Origin of the sequence: Rhizobium hidalgonense (assembly GCF_005862185.2) — a bacterium.
GTDB lineage: Bacteria > Pseudomonadota > Alphaproteobacteria > Rhizobiales > Rhizobiaceae > Rhizobium > Rhizobium hidalgonense.
Genome location: NZ_CP054029.1, coordinates 179370 through 195843 on the forward strand (window position 1 = coordinate 179370; position 16474 = coordinate 195843).

The 16474-nt window shown below is 61.5% G+C and carries 13 protein-coding genes and 2 pseudogenes; 8 read left to right on the plus strand and 7 right to left on the minus strand.

The annotated features are described in order from the left end of the window. Positions 1 to 81 precede the first annotated feature (81 nt). The gene (locus tag FFM81_RS29700) at positions 82 to 1215 is read left to right on the plus strand and encodes an ABC transporter ATP-binding protein (RefSeq protein WP_025418852.1); all 1134 of its coding nucleotides are present in this window, start codon (positions 82 to 84) and stop codon (positions 1213 to 1215) included. Positions 1216 to 2032: 817 nt separating this feature from the next. On the opposite strand, the gene FFM81_RS29705 is transcribed toward FFM81_RS29700, so the two are convergent. Further along, positions 2033 to 2470, minus strand: coding sequence for a DUF7919 family protein (locus FFM81_RS29705; RefSeq protein ID WP_128398735.1), 438 nt, complete (start codon positions 2468 to 2470; stop codon positions 2033 to 2035). Positions 2471 to 2963: 493 nt separating this feature from the next. Here FFM81_RS29705 and FFM81_RS33015 point away from each other — a divergent pair. Next, positions 2964 to 3396, plus strand: a pseudogene (locus tag FFM81_RS33015) (P-loop nucleotide/nucleoside kinase family protein). A gap of 63 nt (positions 3397 to 3459) precedes the next feature. Here FFM81_RS33015 and FFM81_RS29710 read toward each other — a convergent pair. Genes FFM81_RS29710 through FFM81_RS29720 form a run of 3 tightly spaced genes read right to left on the minus strand, consistent with a single transcriptional unit; the run spans position 3460 to position 6549 of the window. Continuing rightward, on the minus strand, positions 3460 to 4560 hold the full coding sequence (locus FFM81_RS29710) for a D-TA family PLP-dependent enzyme (RefSeq protein WP_025418848.1): 1101 nt from the start codon (positions 4558 to 4560) through the stop codon (positions 3460 to 3462). Continuing rightward, on the minus strand, positions 4561 to 6036 hold the full coding sequence (locus FFM81_RS29715; RefSeq protein ID WP_003563787.1) for a M81 family metallopeptidase: 1476 nt from the start codon (positions 6034 to 6036) through the stop codon (positions 4561 to 4563). Between the two features lie 30 nt (positions 6037 to 6066). After that, the gene (locus FFM81_RS29720; RefSeq protein ID WP_003563786.1) at positions 6067 to 6549 is read right to left on the minus strand and encodes a hypothetical protein; all 483 of its coding nucleotides are present in this window, start codon (positions 6547 to 6549) and stop codon (positions 6067 to 6069) included. Positions 6550 to 6660: 111 nt separating this feature from the next. Here FFM81_RS29720 and FFM81_RS29725 point away from each other — a divergent pair, with 111 nt between their 5' ends. From FFM81_RS29725 to FFM81_RS29745, 5 genes and pseudogenes are all read left to right on the plus strand, one after another. Further along, on the plus strand, positions 6661 to 7047 hold the full coding sequence (locus tag FFM81_RS29725) for a RidA family protein (RefSeq protein WP_003563784.1): 387 nt from the start codon (positions 6661 to 6663) through the stop codon (positions 7045 to 7047). A gap of 19 nt (positions 7048 to 7066) precedes the next feature. Next, entirely contained in the window at positions 7067 to 7930 is an 864-nt protein-coding gene (locus tag FFM81_RS29730) for a MurR/RpiR family transcriptional regulator (RefSeq protein ID WP_025418847.1), read from the plus strand. 39 nt (positions 7931 to 7969) lie between these two features. Further along, complete coding sequence (locus tag FFM81_RS29735) at positions 7970 to 8746, plus strand: SDR family oxidoreductase (protein ID WP_097536724.1); 777 nt, start codon at positions 7970 to 7972, stop codon at positions 8744 to 8746. A gap of 13 nt (positions 8747 to 8759) precedes the next feature. Further along, positions 8760 to 9983 (plus strand): annotated as a pseudogene (locus tag FFM81_RS29740) (MFS transporter). Between the two features lie 76 nt (positions 9984 to 10059). Continuing rightward, positions 10060 to 11262, plus strand: coding sequence for an ROK family transcriptional regulator (locus FFM81_RS29745; protein ID WP_003563780.1), 1203 nt, complete (start codon positions 10060 to 10062; stop codon positions 11260 to 11262). Positions 11263 to 11265: 3 nt separating this feature from the next. Here the strand turns inward: FFM81_RS29745 and FFM81_RS29750 are convergent, their stop codons facing one another. Continuing rightward, positions 11266 to 12180: a DMT family transporter gene (locus FFM81_RS29750; RefSeq protein ID WP_003563779.1), complete on the minus strand. Its 915-nt coding sequence runs from the start codon at positions 12178 to 12180 to the stop codon at positions 11266 to 11268. A 153-nt stretch (positions 12181 to 12333) separates the two neighbouring features. Here FFM81_RS29750 and FFM81_RS29755 point away from each other — a divergent pair, with 153 nt between their 5' ends. Next, a complete protein-coding gene (locus FFM81_RS29755) occupies positions 12334 to 13197 on the plus strand; it encodes a helix-turn-helix domain-containing protein (protein WP_483475578.1) in 864 nt (287 codons plus the stop codon). 70 nt (positions 13198 to 13267) lie between these two features. Here FFM81_RS29755 and FFM81_RS29760 read toward each other — a convergent pair whose 3' ends face one another. Both FFM81_RS29760 and FFM81_RS29765 read right to left on the minus strand, forming a co-directional pair. Next, positions 13268 to 14290 (minus strand): class I SAM-dependent methyltransferase, encoded by a 1023-nt coding sequence (locus FFM81_RS29760; protein ID WP_138385956.1) that lies wholly within the window; start codon positions 14288 to 14290, stop codon positions 13268 to 13270. Positions 14291 to 14445: 155 nt separating this feature from the next. Next, the gene (locus FFM81_RS29765) at positions 14446 to 16467 is read right to left on the minus strand and encodes a beta-N-acetylhexosaminidase (RefSeq protein WP_138385957.1); all 2022 of its coding nucleotides are present in this window, start codon (positions 16465 to 16467) and stop codon (positions 14446 to 14448) included. Positions 16468 to 16474: the final 7 nt, after the last annotated feature.

The window sequence follows — 16474 nt, forward strand, 5'->3', positions numbered from 1 at the left end:
TGGGGTCGCGGCGGGATGGCCGCGGCCCCTCCCCTTATGACGATCGAATGTGCGACGAAGGCCGCCGGCGGAGACAGATTTTTGGGACAGCTCCTTCTCAACAAAGTTCAGAAATTCTACGGCGACTACGAAGTTCTGAAGGGCGTGCAGCTCGAGGTGAAGAATGGCGAGTTCGTCGTCTTCGTCGGCCCGTCTGGCTGCGGCAAGTCCACCCTGCTGCGGATGATCGCCGGTCTTGACGCGACGACGGCGGGTGACATCGTCATCAACGGCATCAGGGTCAACGACCTGCCTCCGGTCAAGCGCGGCATCGCCATGGTGTTCCAGTCCTATGCGCTCTATCCGCATATGTCGGTGTTCGAAAACATCGCCTTCCCGCTTCGGGTCGAGAAGATGGAAGAGTCAAAGCTCAAGGCCAAGGTGGAAAATGCCGCGCGCATCCTTCACTTGGAACAGCGGCTGCAGCAGAAACCCGGCATGCTGTCCGGCGGCCAGCGCCAGCGCGTCGCGATCGGCCGCGCCATCGTGCGCGAACCAAAGATTTTTCTGTTCGACGAGCCGCTCTCCAATCTCGACGCCGCACTTCGCGCCGATATGCGCATCGAGCTTGCCAAGCTGCACAGGGCGTTGAAGGCGACGATGATCTATGTGACGCACGACCAGGTCGAAGCGATGACCATGGCCGACCGTATCGTCGTGCTCGACGCCGGCAATATCTCCCAGACGGGCGCGCCATTGGAGCTTTATCATAAGCCCGCCAACCAGTTCGTCGCCGGCTTCATAGGCAATCCGAAAATGAATTTTCTGCCCGTGACCTGCAAGGCCGTCGGCGCTCATGGCGTCGAGGTGGATTATAACGGCCAGACCGCCATTCTGCCGGTGACCCCGCGCGACGGCATATCAGGCAAGACCCTGACGCTCGGCATCCGCCCGGAGCATATCCAGCTCAACGGCGGCGATATCGTCTTCACCGTGACCCCGACCGTCATCGAACGCCTCGGCGCCAATACCGTCGCCTACGCATCCCTCAACGGCGAGGCCGAAAATTTCTGCGCCATGCTGCCCGGCAGCGTCGGCATCCGCGCCGACGCGCCTGTATCAACCGGCATCAATGCTGCGGATTGCCATCTCTTCGACGAGGCGGGGATTGCCTTCGAGCGGCGGGTGGAACTGACGGAGATCGATATGAACGTGATTAATCCGACGGCGGCTTGAGCTGACTGCTGTATATCCAACACTTAGGCTGACATGCCCCCCAAGTGCGGAGATCCGCTTTCGGCCCTCAGCGGACATGTGGCGCGAGTTCGAACAAATAGTTGAGTTGTTTTACTCCGTCCCAGTCCGGCGGCATACGCGACCGGATGCCGGACCACACTGGCACTCCATTCCAGGCACTCCGATATCTTCTCAGTGACTCCCGTATGTCTGGGCGTGCCTCGCCGCTGGCGGCAGGGTCATCATCGAACCCTGGCTCCCACAGGCAACAAGCGCAAATGGTGGAACCAATGAGCCCACCAACTGCGTCGTACGCCGGCCCCGACGTGTATTCTGGGAATCCGCAGGCCGGGCACAGATAATGCCCACTCGGGTCCACAATGTTGAAGTGTCTCGCGCCAGCCATCCACGAAACCTAGCTCTTATTTCGATATGTGTGCACGATGACCGCTGTTGGCGCGAAGCGGAAGACCTCAGTCGGCCCAATGGCGGACGTCGATCACGCCTGTGACCAAACCACTACCTTCGCCGCCTGGATTAAGAAAAAGACGAGCGCTAGAGTAATTCCAGAAGGACCTAAAAGCTCGCGGAGCCCATGTCTTTTCGTCTTTCGCACCCTCATCTTGAGCACAATCAGAAGTATGACGCATACCGAAATGTCGGCAACCTGAAGTAACGTCTGACTGTCATCTGTCATGCAGTCCTGCTCACCCTCAACGCGTCCGCACGATCAAGATACTCATAAAAACAATGACCGCAATTGGCGCGAAGCGGAAGATGTCAACCTGCCCGAAGCGATCATGGGGCAATCGTGAGATCAGGTTGGGTGAGAGGACTCGTTGAAAGCTTGCGTTAAACCTCGTCCCCCGTTTGACAGCAGCTTTTTCTTATAGCCCATGCTCTGCATAGGTGGACAGTCAAGGACAGCTTGGACGAAAACTGCGGGCGGGCTGTACCAATGCGTGGCGATGTAGTGAGCGACGCCCACTGGGGCAACATAAATGCAGCCTCGGCCAGGGACGTACAGTTGACCTTTGAAAGGTACGCCATCATATTGGCAAAGATCGCAATGATGAAATCCGGCGGTTGCAAAAGGTTGCCAAGGGTTTCGGCACAGCTCGGTCAGCTTCTCGTAGAAGTTCGGTGCAACCTTTCCCGTCGCATAGTTCATATCTCGATTAAGCCAACCGATGCCGAGCAATACCGTGTCATCGCTCGGGGTGGCCAGGCGCTTAAGGTCGCGAAAATTTACCATTCTGCTTAGTTCCCTCGGAGTGTCTTCGCAATTATTGTTCGCGATCAATGCGAAGCGTGCCCTCGTCCGAGCAGATTTACAAGGAATGAGAAACGTCCGCGATTGGCGCGTTGCGGAAGTCGGCCTGCTTCCGCTGTCGGCTTATTCGCGACGGAAGTCGATTTCTGCTCGACACTTTGAGCGACGTGTTTGTTGGGGGATGCAGATAGTCAGCTTATTGTTGGAGGTTCCACAAAGCAGCCAGTGGGTGGTGCGACCTCACCTGTGAGCTCACTCATGCGCTCCGTCTTGACCCCCGAGCAGAGCGGTCCTACAAGATTGGCTATGGCAACAAACCTTTGATTGGCCGCGCCCAGCGGCATTGAGCGAAGCGCAGTCCTGCACAGTACCCAGGGCCACGTCCACTTGCCAAGCCAAAAATCAGAGATTTTCGATGCCCACGCTCTATCTCACTTGCGGTCTTCCCGGTTCAGGGTAGTCGTCGCTCGCCAAGATAATCGAACAAGAAGCATCTGCCCTCCGTCTGACCGGAGACGAGTGGATGCACAAGCTTTACCCCCGGCATCTCCACTTCAGAAGCCGAAACCGGCCCGTGCCGAGGTAGAGTCGAGAGCCTGCAATGGCAAATTGCTCTGCGTGCCATCAGGCTTCAGTGTAACGTTGTGGTGGATTGGGGAGTGTGGTCACGGGCAGAGCGGGACGCCTGCCGGGACGAAGCTCGCGCAGTTGGTGCCAGCGTCGTCCTTTGCTTCCTCGACGTTCCCTTCGATGAGCTTTGGGACCGGGTCTCCCGAAGAAACGCCGAGCTTCCGGTCGGCACGTTCGATATCTCGCGGGCCGACCTCTTTAGGTGGTCGAAGCTGTTCGACCCGCCAACCGCCGAGGAGTTGGCACTTTACGATCGGCAAATTCTGCGTAGAGGCTAACTCCGCCGTTCGCGCAGCGAAGGCGTCTGCTGCGTGCATTTCGCCCTCAAACGAAGCCGCCCTCTACCAGACAAGGCCGCGGGCCGCGACTTGCTCGACGCGGGTCACGACGCCACCCCGATGGAAAACCATCGTATCGAACAGGTTGGACACCACGCAGGTGTGGTTCGGGATGATGAAGAGCTTCTCGCCGATCTGCGGGCGGGGGCCGGTGCAGTTCGACAGATCGATCACGCCGTGTTCTTCCGAGAGGCTGCTGATCCGCGCCTGGGGATAGCCGACGATCAGGCCGTAGTCGATAAAACCCTGGAGATCCGAGGTCAGGGCTTTCGAGCCGGCATCGATGACGGCGCGGTCGGGGGTTGGGCGGGAGACGACGGTTGCCAGCACATGCATGGCGCAATCGTCCTCGGTGCAATGGCCCATGCGCAGCATCTGGCGGTCGTTGTAGATATACGTGCCGGCGCGGTGTTCGGTGGCCGAGGGGACGAGATGCGCTTCGAACAGGCTCGGCGTTCCGCCATTGCTGACGATCGGGCAGTCTATGCCGTCGGATGTGAGGCGTTGCAGCACCTCGGTGATAAAGGCTTCGACGGCGGCGGCTGATTGCGGCTTCGGATAGGTGACGATGCCGCCGAAGGTCAGGCCGTCGGCGGCAGCAATGCGCTTGGCGAGCGAGGCGGCTTCGTCCGGCGTCTGCAGGCCGCAGCGGCCGCCGCCGGTGTCGCATTCGACAAGCACGGTCAGCGGCTTGTGGCCGGAGAAATGCGCGGCGAGCCCGTCGACCGTCGTTTCGCTGTCGGCGACGACCTTGAGGGCCGGGATTTTCTCGTTCAATCTCGCCAGCCGCTCAAGCTTCTGCTGCCCGAGGATGTTGAAGGTGATGAGGATGTCGCCGAAGCCGGCTTCGGCAAAGACTTCGGCCTCCGTCACCTTCTGGCAGTTGATGCCCTTGGCGCCGGCGGCGACCTGCGCGACGGCCAGCGCCGGGATCTTGTGCGTCTTGATATGCGGGCGGAAGTTCAGCCCGTGATCATCCATATAGGATTGAACGCGCTTTATGTTGGCAGCCAGCCTGTCTTCGTCGATGACCGGACGCGGCGTCGAGAGATCGGCGATCCTGTCTCCTGCCCTGGCGACGACGGCAAAGCTGGCATCATGCATTTAGGCGGCTCCGCGTTGTAACCCGTGTGGATCGGCGACGATCGGCCAGATCGTCTTCGGCGCCCGCCGATAGGGCGTGGTCGCCGGATTATTGGGATAGGGCGTTCCGGCCGAGCAGTAAAGGATCTCGGCGGCGATCCTGGAGAAGGAGGCGAAGAAGTGATTGGTGGATTTGATCACCAGGATCTTCTGCTTTGTCGGATCGATGCCCATCACCGAAAACAGGCTGGGATCGAAGCTCTGGGCGCGCGTTGAATTGAGGATGATGTCGATGCCATCGAGCACGATATGGGCGGCATCGCCGAAAGGCGCGAGACTCTCGCCGAACTGCATCTCGGCATTCCTCACCAGCCTGACGACCCTGACGGTGCCGTCGATGGGATTGCCGGTGCCGGGCGCCGATTTGGCGCCGAAGCGCAGCGGGATATCGGCTCCCTCGCCCGCCGCAAAACAGATCTGCACGGCGACCGGATCCCAGATGGTGCCGATCGCCGCACTGGTGACGCCGCGGGCCATCAGTTCGGCGAGAATAACCGTCGCATCGCCTGCCGTGCCGCCGCCCGGATTGTCCCAGACATCGGCGATGACGACGGGCCATGCGGTGGCATCAATCGCCCGCGCGACGGCTTGCCTTTCATCGATCTGCGGCACCATGAAGGTGCCGCGTTTGGAAAACAGTTCGAGGCCGAGTTCGCGGGCCAGGGCCGCGCCCTTTTCCAGCTTGTTGTCGGTGACGACGAGCAGCTTCGTTCCCATTTCGGGAACGTCGCCGACCATGAAGCCATGGATCACCGAGATCGACAGGATATCGGCATCATCCTTCTCGATCTGCATGATCTTGTCGACGAAGGAGCGCATCGGCTCGCGCGATGTCGGAAAGACGTCGATCATCCGGCAGTCGAATACCGAGAGAGCAGGCTTGACCCGGCCTTCGAGCGTATCCACGGCGATGCGCCAGAGGTCCTCGGCGCGGTCGACGAAGTCGGTATGCGGAAATTCCTTGAAATAGACGGCGAAATCGAGTGCCGCGACGCGTTTTGCCGTCAGATGGCTGTGCGGGTCGAGTTCAGCGCAGATGAGCACATCAGGCCCGACGATCTCGCGCATGCGCTGGAGGAGATCGCCTTCCGTATCCTCGTATCCGGCCGCGACCATGGCGCCATGCAGGCCCATGACGATGGCATCGACCGGCATTGCAGCGCTGAGCTGGCCGAGGATTTCATCCCGCAATTCTTCATAGGTCGCCCGGTTGACCAGGCCTGCTGGGTCGGCCCAGGTCGCCGTTCCCTCGATCAGTTCCCAGCCCTTTTCTCTGGTCACGCGCCTGCCGACGGTGATCGGCGCGGTGCAGAGCGTCGGCGTTTCCGGATGCTGGCCGGGGGGCGCATAAAGAGAGGCTTCGAATGCGCGGCGATCCACGCAGATCGGGGAAAAAGTATTGGTCTCGGTCGCCAATGCTGCGGTGAAAATGCGCAAGAAAGTGGCCTTCGTGTTGTCGGCCCCGCTTTACCCCATCGGGTTCGGCAGGTAGCCGGTGAAACCTGAGATCTTCCAGCGTCCCTGGTGAAGCCTGCAATAATAAAGCGTCTGCCATTGCAGCAGGTCGCGGCTGCCGTCGGACTTGGTAATGCCGCCGTCAAATTTCTTGCGAACCAGCGCCATGTCGCCTTCGATCTCGATATCTTCGAGCGTCGTCGTGGTGAAGATCGCCGTGCGCGCATCTTCGGCGAAACTCTGCTCGGCGAAATCCTGCGCCTGCCTCAGCCATTCCTGGCGATAGGCGGCGAGCGTCGGGAAAGCCAGGCGCCACCTGTCGGGGCTGACCTGCTTCTGGGCATCGATGCCGATGAAACCGTCTTCGACGAAGTCCTCTTTCACCTTCGACCAGTCGGCAGCGAGAAAAGCATCGATATCGCGCAGAACGAGCATTTCCCAGATGGCGTGCCGGGCGCTGCCTGCGGGGAAAGGATTCAGGAAAGGATCGCGCATATCAGCCCCGGATTGAAATTCTTTTCATAATTCTTGTTTTTCACTGGTCAAATTCTGCTTTCTGTGGTCATTTGTCAACTTATCAAGAAAATAATTTGCAAGGACTTCAGCATGCCCATCAAGCGCTATGGCACTGTTCAAACGGGCGCCGGCGGCAAGGCGCTGCCTTTCGCGCGTGCGGTCGAAGCCGATGGATGGCTCTATGTTTCCGGCCAGGTTGCGATGGAGGATGGCGAGATCATCGACGGCAACATCATCGCCCAGACCCATAAGACCATCGCCAACGTCCTGGCGATCCTCGATGAGGCTGGATACGGCGTCGAGGATGTCGTGCGCGTCGGCGTCTGGCTCGACGATCCCCGTGACTTCTGGACCTTCAACAAGATCTATCAGGATTATTTCGGCGAACATCCGCCGGCACGCGCCTGTGTGCAATCGTCGATGATGGTCGATTGCAAGGTTGAGATCGACTGCGTGGCCTATAAGAAGAAGGATTGATGGAGCGGGGAGGACGGGTTTGGATATCTTTTCGACATTGCAGGAAGACAAGAGCCGGCTCTCTCCCTCCGAAAGCCGCATCGCCGAGATCATCGTCAACGATTTCGAGTTTGCCGTGAACGCCTCGATCATCGAGCTTGCCGAACGCGCCGAGGTCTCGCCGCCGACCGTCACACGCTTCTGCCGGCGGCTGGGCTGCGAGAGTTTTTCCGATTTCAAGGTGCAGCTTGCCCGCACCGCCCATATCGGCGTGCGTTATCTGAAGCCGGAATCGAAAAGCACCGATCCGGCCGATGTCGCCCAGGATATCATCACCAAGGCCCAGAACGCGCTCTTTCTGCTGCACCGCTCGCTCGATCTGGCGGCGATCGAGGCCGCCGTTTCCCATATCGCCAAGGCCGATATGATCTATGCCTTCGGCTCGGGCGGCAATTCATCGATGATCGCCGACGAGCTGCAGAACCGCCTGTTCCGTCTCGGGCTTCGCATTACCGCCAGTTCCGATCACAGCATGCAGCTGATGATGGCGGCCGCGGCAAGGCCGGGCGACGTGCTGATCGGCTCGTCCTTCTCCGGGCGCAATATGGAGTTGGTGCGGGCCTTCGAGCTTGCCCGCGACACCAAGGTGAAGACGATCGCGCTGACCCAGACGGAAAGCCCGGTTGCCAAGGCCGCCGAAATCGTCGTGCCGATCGATCTTCCCGAAGGCAACAACATCTATCGCCCGACCTCGACGCGCATCGCCTACCTCGCGACCGTCGATATTCTGTCGAGCCTCGTTGCCTATGCCGTTCAGCCGAAGGCGACGACCACGCTTCGGCGCATCAAGCAGCAGCTCGTCATTCACCGCGACGGTGACGACCGGCAATTGCTGGGCGATTGAAAGTCAAGAGATTGAAAATATGAGCGGGAGCGCGGGAAAATGACCCAATCGGCAGCCATCGTCACCGGTGCGGCGGGCGATATCGGTGCTGCGATCGCCGCACGGCTTGCCGATGACCATGACGTCGTCTTTCTCGCCGATATCGATGCTGCTGCGGCGGCTGTCACGGCGTCGAAACTCGGGCCGGACAATCGTTTCGTCGCCGCCGGATGTGACGTGACCAGCGAGGCAAGCATTGCCGAACTGGTAGGGCGTGCCGCCGGCGCCGGCGTGGTTCGAACGCTGGTCAACAATGCCGGTGCGGCGCGCGCGACCAGCCTGCACGAGACGACGCCCGAAATCTGGCGGGCGGACATGGCGCTCAATCTCGAAGCGGCGTTCCTATGTTTCCGCGCCTTCGAGCCGATGTTGAAGGCGTCGAAAGGGTCGGTCGTCAACATCGCCTCGGTCAACGGCATGCATGTCTTCGGCCACCCGGCCTATAGCGCCGCCAAGGCCGGTCTTCTGCATTTCACCCGGCTGGTGGCGGTGGAATACGGCAAGTTCGGCATCCGCTCCAATGCGGTCGCCCCCGGCACGGTGAAGACCCAGGCCTGGGAGGCGCGCGCGGCAGCCAATCCGAATGTCTTCGAGGAAGCGCGCCGCTGGTATCCGCTGCAGCGCGTGGTCGATCCCAAGGATGTCGCCAATGCCGTCGCCTTCCTTGCCGGTCCGCTCGCCGCGGCCATCACGGGCGTCTGCCTGCCCGTCGATTGCGGCCTGACGGCCGGCCAGGCCGAGTTGGCGCGCACCTTCTCCCAATCTGAACATTACTGACGTCAGACAACCCATGAGCCGCCTCTTCCCCGCCGTCTTCCGCAATCCGGCGATCCGCGCCAGCATGATCGCCATTTTCACCTTCGGCATGGCCGGGGCGATGACCGCGCCTTACCGTTCCGTCGTCGGCATCCGCGAATTGGGCCTGAGCGACGGTCTCTATTCCTGTCTGGCCTTCGCCTCGGCGGCGGTGAACGTTGTTATCAGCGTCCTGCTCGGCAATCTCGCCGATCGGCTCGGCGAGTACCGTTCGGCGATGATCGGCGCCTGAATCTTCGGCATCGTCGGCTACGGCATGGTCTACGCCTTTCCCACAGCGGCGATCTTCATCATCAGCGGCTTGCTGCCGCTGCCGATCTACGGGGCGCTGAATTCGCTGCTGTTTGCCAATGCGCGGGCGGCAATGCACGGCATGAACCGAAGTGACATGGTGACGGCCAACTCCGGCGTGCGCGCCATGATCTCGCTCTCCTGGGTGCTGATCCCGGGCATAACAGGCCTTCTGCTCTCCGGCGCATCGAGCATGCTGCCGGCCTATCTCTTTGCTGCCATTTCATGCCTGCTCTGCCAGGGCATCATCCTCTTCGCCCTGCCGAAGCGGGCGGCAACGGAGATATCAGCGGTTCATCATCTGAGCTATCTCGGCGCACTGCGGCAGGTGATTTCACCGCGGATTTCGGCGCACATCGCGGGCGTGGCGCTGATAACAAGCACGCTGCATCTGAACGACGCCCTTCTGCCGTTGATCGCCACTGGTGCCGCCCATGGGACGCTCAGCGACGTCGGCATCCTGGTCGGCATCGTCGCCTTGCTGGAGATCGTCTTCATCATCGTCTGGTCGCGGATTGCGCGGGAGGCTGGCCAGATGGTGGCGCTTGCCGCCGGCACTATCATCTATGCCGTGTTCCTCAGCCTTCTCGGCGTTGCCTCGCAGCCATGGCACATCTATGCGCTCACCTTGCTCGCCGGCATTGGTGCTGCGGCGATCATCAGCATTCCGATCACCTATCTGCAGGATCTCATCGCCGATCGGCCGGGGCTCGGCAGCGCACTGATCTCCGTCAATATCTTTGCGAGCGCGGGGATCGGCGCCCTGGTCTTTGCCGCCGGCACTTATATGACAGGTTATTCCGGGACCGCCATCATGAGCGCCGTCACCGGCCTGTCGGGCATTGCGATCCTCGGCCTGCTGCAGAGACGAAATGCCGTTGCGTCCGTTGACGCCGGGGTTCAATAAAAGCTGGCGAAGAATGTGGCTTTCATCACTATCCGTCTTGTGACAAGGGTGGGGCACCATTTCCTTTGAAGGCGACATGAAGGCGATCTCCGGCACGAATCTCGAGCAGGCCAAGTCTCACAACCGGCGTGTGGTGATCGAGGCGGTGCGAACCCACGGTCCCCTGTCGCGCGCGGCGATTGCCCGGATGACGGCGCTGACCGCCCAAACCGTGTCGAATATCGTCGAGGAACTGGAGAGGTCGCATCTTCTCGTGCCGGCCGAGGCGCAGAAGCTGGCACGCGGCCAGCCGATCATCCCCTATTCGATCAATCCCGCCGGCGCCTATTCGATCGGCCTCGAACTCGGCCGCCAGCGCGCCAGCGGGGTTCTGACGGATCTCTCCGGCGCCGTCTGCGCCCGCATCGAGCGCCATGTCGAACATCCCGATCCGCAAAGGGCGATGCCGGCGCTGCAATCGATCGTCGAAGATCTGCAGCAGGCCTTCGCCTTCGACCGAAGCCGGCTGCTCGGCGTCGGCATGGCCCTGCCCGGCCGCTATGCCGATGGCGGCACCACCTCGCTCAGCCCGCAGAACCTGCCCGGCTGGCAGGATTTTCCCGTCGGCCATGAGCTGGAGCAGAGGGTCAAAGTGCCGGTGCTGGTCGAAAACGATGCGACATCAGCCGCAATCGGCGAGCGCCTTCACGGCGTCGCCCGCGGCCTCAGCAGCTTCGTCTATCTGTTTCTGGCCGGCGGCGGCGGCATCGGTGCCGGCATGTTCCTCGACGGCCATCTCTACAAGGGCAGCCGCAACAATGCCGGCGAGATTGGCCACATCATCGTCGAGCCTCATGGCAAGCTCTGCAGCTGCGGCAAGCGCGGCTGCCTCGACCGCTACGTCTCGCCTGCTGTCGCCTATGAATTCATGGGCATTGCCAATGCCGAGGAGCTGTCGCCAGACGATCTCGACGCGCTGATCGCCAGGGGCGGAGAAGGCCTGGATGCCTGGCTCGACCAGGCCGTCCAACCGCTGCGCCAGACCCTCGACTTCCTCGAACTTGCCTTCGATCCGCAGACCATCGTGCTCGGCGGCAGCATATCGACATCGCTGATGGCCCGGCTCGCAGAGCGGCTGGAGCCGTTGCACACCCCGATCGACCCCCATCAAAAGCGGATGGTGCCCCGTGTCATGATCGGCATGACCGGCAAGGATACGGCGATCCTCGGTGCCGCCGCCCTGCCGATCTTTTCCGAAACCAATCCACGCTTCGACGTCCTGCAAAAACCGGTCGTCTGACCCTCATTCGGCTGCCGGCAGCCTCGCCTCGACTTGCGGCGCGCGACGGGCTGGAGTCCGCGCAAAGATGACCACGTTGCCGAGAAGTGTCAGCGCCAGACCGATGAGGCCGAGACCGCTCCAGTGGTAACCCTCGAAGACCGTCGACAATGACAGGGCGACGATCGGGAACAGGACGGTGGCATAGGCAGCGCGTGAGGAGCCGATGCGGGATACCATCATGAGGTAGGTGGTGAAGCCGATCACCGAACCGATTGCCGCGAGATAGAGCAGTGCGGCCAGATACCTGATGTCGGGCGGCGTCACGATCTGCGTTTGCGTCACCGCAATCAGGAGGAGCAGGACGGCCGTGCCATAGGTCATGCCCCAGGCATTGGCGGTCAGCGGTGAGATTCCGGCCGCGCTGTTTCGACGCGACGCCATATTGCCGAGCGAGAAGAACAGCGTGCCAAGCGCTGCGAGCCCGATCCCTTTCAACGTGTCCAGATTGAAATCGACGACGACCTCCTCTGCGAACAACAGGAGAAGGCCGGTGGCGCCGAGCGCGGCTGCGAGAAGCGTGCGGCCGGTAATGCGATCGCCGAAGAACAGGCGCGCATTGACGGCATTGTAGATCGTTGCCAGCGAGAAGATCACCGAGATCAGCCCTGACGGGATAAAGCCGGCAGCATTGTAGAAACAGATGAAATTGAGGCTGAACAGGCAGAGCGCTTGCGCAAGGATGAAAGGTTGATCGCGCAAGGCAGGCACCTTCAGCTGCCGCATGACAGCCAGGATGGCGACGAGGATCACGGCTGCGAGCGCAAATCTGTAAAAGACCGAGACCAGGACCGGCACGGGACCGACCTGCATCGCAATGGCGATCCAGGTCGTCCCCCATATCAGGACGGTCGAGATGAAGAGAGCGGCATTTGCCATAGTATGATCCTCGTTTTCTCGATCGATAGGCCAACCGTGAGCCGGCCTCTTGCAGATTCTTGCTGCGAAATTTTATTGCCCTGGACTTCCTGCTCGCCACGCGGACCGTCCACCGGTATCTTCGCGAGGACGTCATACGTGTGGGAAAGAATAGTGAAAGATAGCCGCCTCTCGGTTTACAGCTTTTTGTCCGCATCTCCCTCTGCCCGGGTGTCGCAGTCGATCGATCTGGGGTTCGGACGATCAGCGGCCCTCTGGAGCAATGGCAGCGACAGGATGAGCTATGAACGGCCGGACGGACATACGTTCAGTCTCTATCTCACCGGCGGCGCCGGAACGCGACGTCTGGATGGCAGCCCCGCCGCGCAGGGCCGGCCCGGAGCCTTGTGCATCATGCCGCAGGGGCACTCGTCCGAATGGGAAATCACCGACCCCTTCGAATTCGTCCATCTCTATGTTCCGGACGATCAGATGCGCCGGATGTTTGCCGAGACGTTTGACCGCGATTCCAGGCTTATGGTTCTTCCCGAAGTAACTTTCGCAGATGCGCCCGCCCTGGCGCGCACGCTTCGGCAGATGACGAAAGCGATGTCGGCGGATGATCATCTCCTTGCTGAAGAAGCGATGACGCAGACAATCAAGGATTTCTTCGCTGATCCGCGTTACGGAGGGATGCGCTCCCGCGCCATCAGCGGCGGGCTCGCTCCTCATATCCGGCGCCGGATCGTGGACTATATCGAGGCCCATCTCGATGAGACGATCCGCTTGCAGGATCTGGCGGCGATCGGACAGCTCAGCGCCTTTCATTTTCAGCGGATGTTCCGGGCAAGCTACGGTGTGTCCCCGCATGGCTGGGTGGCCCACCGGCGTGTCGAGCGCGCCAAATCGATGCTGCGCGGCATGGACCCGATCGCGCAGATCGCCTCGGCCTGCGGCTTCAGCAGCCAGAGCCATATGACCCGGGCATTCAAGGCGGGCACAGGTGTCACACCCTCTGCCTACCGGCAGCGGCAGTGACGCGCCTTCTCTCGCGAAATATCTGTTCGGCGCAGGCTGACGGGACGTCAGCCTCGATCCTGGCATAGGGCTATTCGAAAAGAATGAGACTTGCCGGCGTTGGCGGCATCGGTTTGACTGTGACGCCGGTAAGACCGGCCAGTCTTGCCATCTCCGTCAGCTCACTTTGCGTATAAGCCGGGCCCGCCGGCGTGCTGGCCAGCATCTCCCAGGAGAATGCCGCGGGAAAAGGCGGCGACACGCCATCTTCGTTCGGCACGAAATCGACCGCGACGATCCGACCATTCGCTGCCAGGCTCGCGATGACCTTTCGCAACAGCTGAGCGCATGTCGGCATGTCGAAGTGGTGCAGGAAATTCGGAAGCAGGACGAGATCATAACCCGTGCCCCAGTCGACATCGAAGGCACTGCCGGCGATTGTCCGATACCTCGCAGCCACGCCGGCTTTTTCCGCGTTCTGCCGCGACAGCTCCAGGACCGCGGCCCAGTCGACGGCGACGATTTCTGCTGCTGGAAAGGCTTTCGCAATTTCGATGCCGAAAATGCCCGGACCTGCAGCGATGTCCAGAACCTTTTTAAGAGACCTCCGCCAGCCGGAGATTTCGCCAGCCAGTATTTTGGCGCTGAGCCCGGTAAAGGAGCCCATGCCGCGCGCAAACTTCAGCCAGACGGGATTGTCGGACGACATGTTGGCAAGCCCGGCCGAACCGCCGTTTCGCACGACGGCCGCCGGATCGCACAGAAAATTATCCAGTATTTCGGGTGCCGCGACGAACTCCACGGCGGAGCCCATATAGGCCGGCGAATTGCGATCGAGGAACATCCTGGTCGAGGGCGTCATCCGGTACTGTCCGCTCTCCTTTGTCAGGAAACCATGGACCACGAGGTAGTCGCACAGGATGCGCACCCCACGCTCCGACGCGCTTGTTGCCGACGCCAGCAAGGCCGCCGTTTTGCCCTCGGCGATATGCGTAAAGAGATCGAGCTCGATGGCCGCCCTGATCGCTGCCGTCTTTCGGCAGGCAAACAGTGCATCGACCACGAGTTCGGGTGACACGACGCCGGTATTGGCGTCCTCGACGATTGTTTCCATTGGGATCCCCAAGAGCGCTCGATCGGTCTTGCCTGGCAGCGCCGGCCGCCGAAATTATGCGTACATTCGCATATTCCACAATACTTACCGCGCTAACCCGATCGGGTGCCCCAATGGCCGATCGGGACCGTTCTATCACGGTCCCGATCGCAGCCTTACGACTGTTGCAGCCCGTAAAGCAGCGGCATCAGCCCTGCGAGCGCCTTGAAGCGTTCCCATGACTTGGAGGACGGCTTCGTCCAGCCGGTTTCGGCAAGTCCTGATATACGCGGGAAGACGAGGCGGTCGAAAACGGCGCGATCCGTCATCGGTTCGGACCAGATGCAGGCCTGGATGCCGAGCAGTTTCTGTTTCTGGCCCGCTGTCCAGCCGCCGACCGGATCGAAATTATAGAGCTTTTCCGCGTCCGAGGTTCCCGCCCAGCTGGCGCCGGGCTCGTCCCAGTCCGGCCTCAGCGCCATGTCGAGGTAATAAACCTGTCCGGGGCAGACGACCATGTCGTAGCCGCGTTCGGCAAGTTCGGCCGAGACCTCGACATTGCGCCAGCTGCAGAGATAGCTCTTCGATTTGTCGATGACATCGCCATGCGCAGCCTCCTCCCAGCCGCCGGTGATGCAGCCCTTGCCGGCCAGGAAGCGTTGGACGCGTTCGAGGAACTCCGCCTGCAGGATGGCCGCACCCGAGCCGTGGATATCGTCGGCGCCATGCGTATTGGTGACGACGTTCAGCCGCTTGGCATGAGCATCGGCAACCGCGTCGCCGGCAACGGTGCGCAGGCGATCGAGCGCTGCCGGCGAGCCGGACCATGCCCCGAGCGGCACTTCGTCGGCGCCGAGATGGATTGTTTTGAACGGGAAAAGTTCGATGAGTTCCGTCAGGATGGTCTCGACGATCTCGTAGGTCTTCTCAAGCGCCGGATTGATGCAATTGTCGGGAAAGCCTTGAACCGAATAGTAGCTGCCGGTTTCATCAGGGTCGCGCAGTTCGGGTATCGCCTGCTGCATGGCGTAGCAATGGCCGGGCATGTCGATCTCCGGCACGATCTCGACAGCGAAGCTCTTTGCCTGGGCGACGATCTCGCGGATGACGGCCTTGGGATAATAACCGCCGGTGCGGGCCGGGCTCGAACCGAGCAGCGGCGGGACGGCAAGGCCGTGGCCGCGCCAGGCGCCGATTTCGGTCAGCGCGGGATAGGCGTCGATCTCGACGCGCCAGGCCTCGTCGTCGGAAAGGTGCCAGTGGAAGCGGTTGAGCTTGTTCCAGGCCAGCACCGCGATCAGCTTCTTGACTTCGGCCGCGCCATAGAACTGGCGGGCGACATCGAGATGCAGGCCGCGCCAGCCCATCGCCGGCTCGTCGACGATCTCGCCGGACGCCGGAAACTGGAAGGCCCCGGGATGCAGCCTGGCGCCGCGCCAGATCTGCCCGAGGGTGACGAGGCCGTAGAGAAAGCCGGTCCGGCTGCTTGCCTCGACCGTCAATGTCTCCTCGTCGAAGCTCAGCCGATAGGCCTCGGGACCGAAGCCCGCGGCATCCTTCAGGACGACCGGGACTGCGCCTTCCGCCTCGCTACGCACGATGCCTTCGACGGCAAAGAGTTGCTCCACCAGCGCCGCAAAACCTTGCGCCGCCGCCTCCCCTTCGCCGCTCTGCGGCTGCGGCGCAAAACCGGCCGGCAATGGACGGCGGGAGGTGACGGCCACATGGTTCGGCCAGGGAATGATCGACACCTGAACCGGCGCATGGACGGGCACGGGATAGATTTCGGCGCCGCGCTTCAGCGGCGCATTGCTGACTGAAGAACGCGTCGGCTCGATGCCGAGCACGATGGTGCGGCCATCGGAAAGTGCGAGGTAGGCGCTTGTCGCGCCGTCCGTCCAATGGCGGAACTGCCAGCTCAGCGCATAGACGGAGATCGTCCAGGTCTCGCCGGCGCCGAGCACGAAATCGGCCGGCGGCTGGAATTCGGTGAAATTGGAAAGCCGTTTTGAGACCGTCGCACCTTCGACCCGCCCGGCCGGGTCGACACGGCCCGGGCCGCTGACGCAGAGGGAGAAATGCGACAGCGGCTCGCTGCCGAGATTTTTGAGGCGCAGGACATAGGAAAACTCCTTGCCGTCGGCCGGCGGGTTCCAAAGGGTTTCAAGCCGCAGGGCTTTCGGTCGCGGTGTGGACATGGTCACT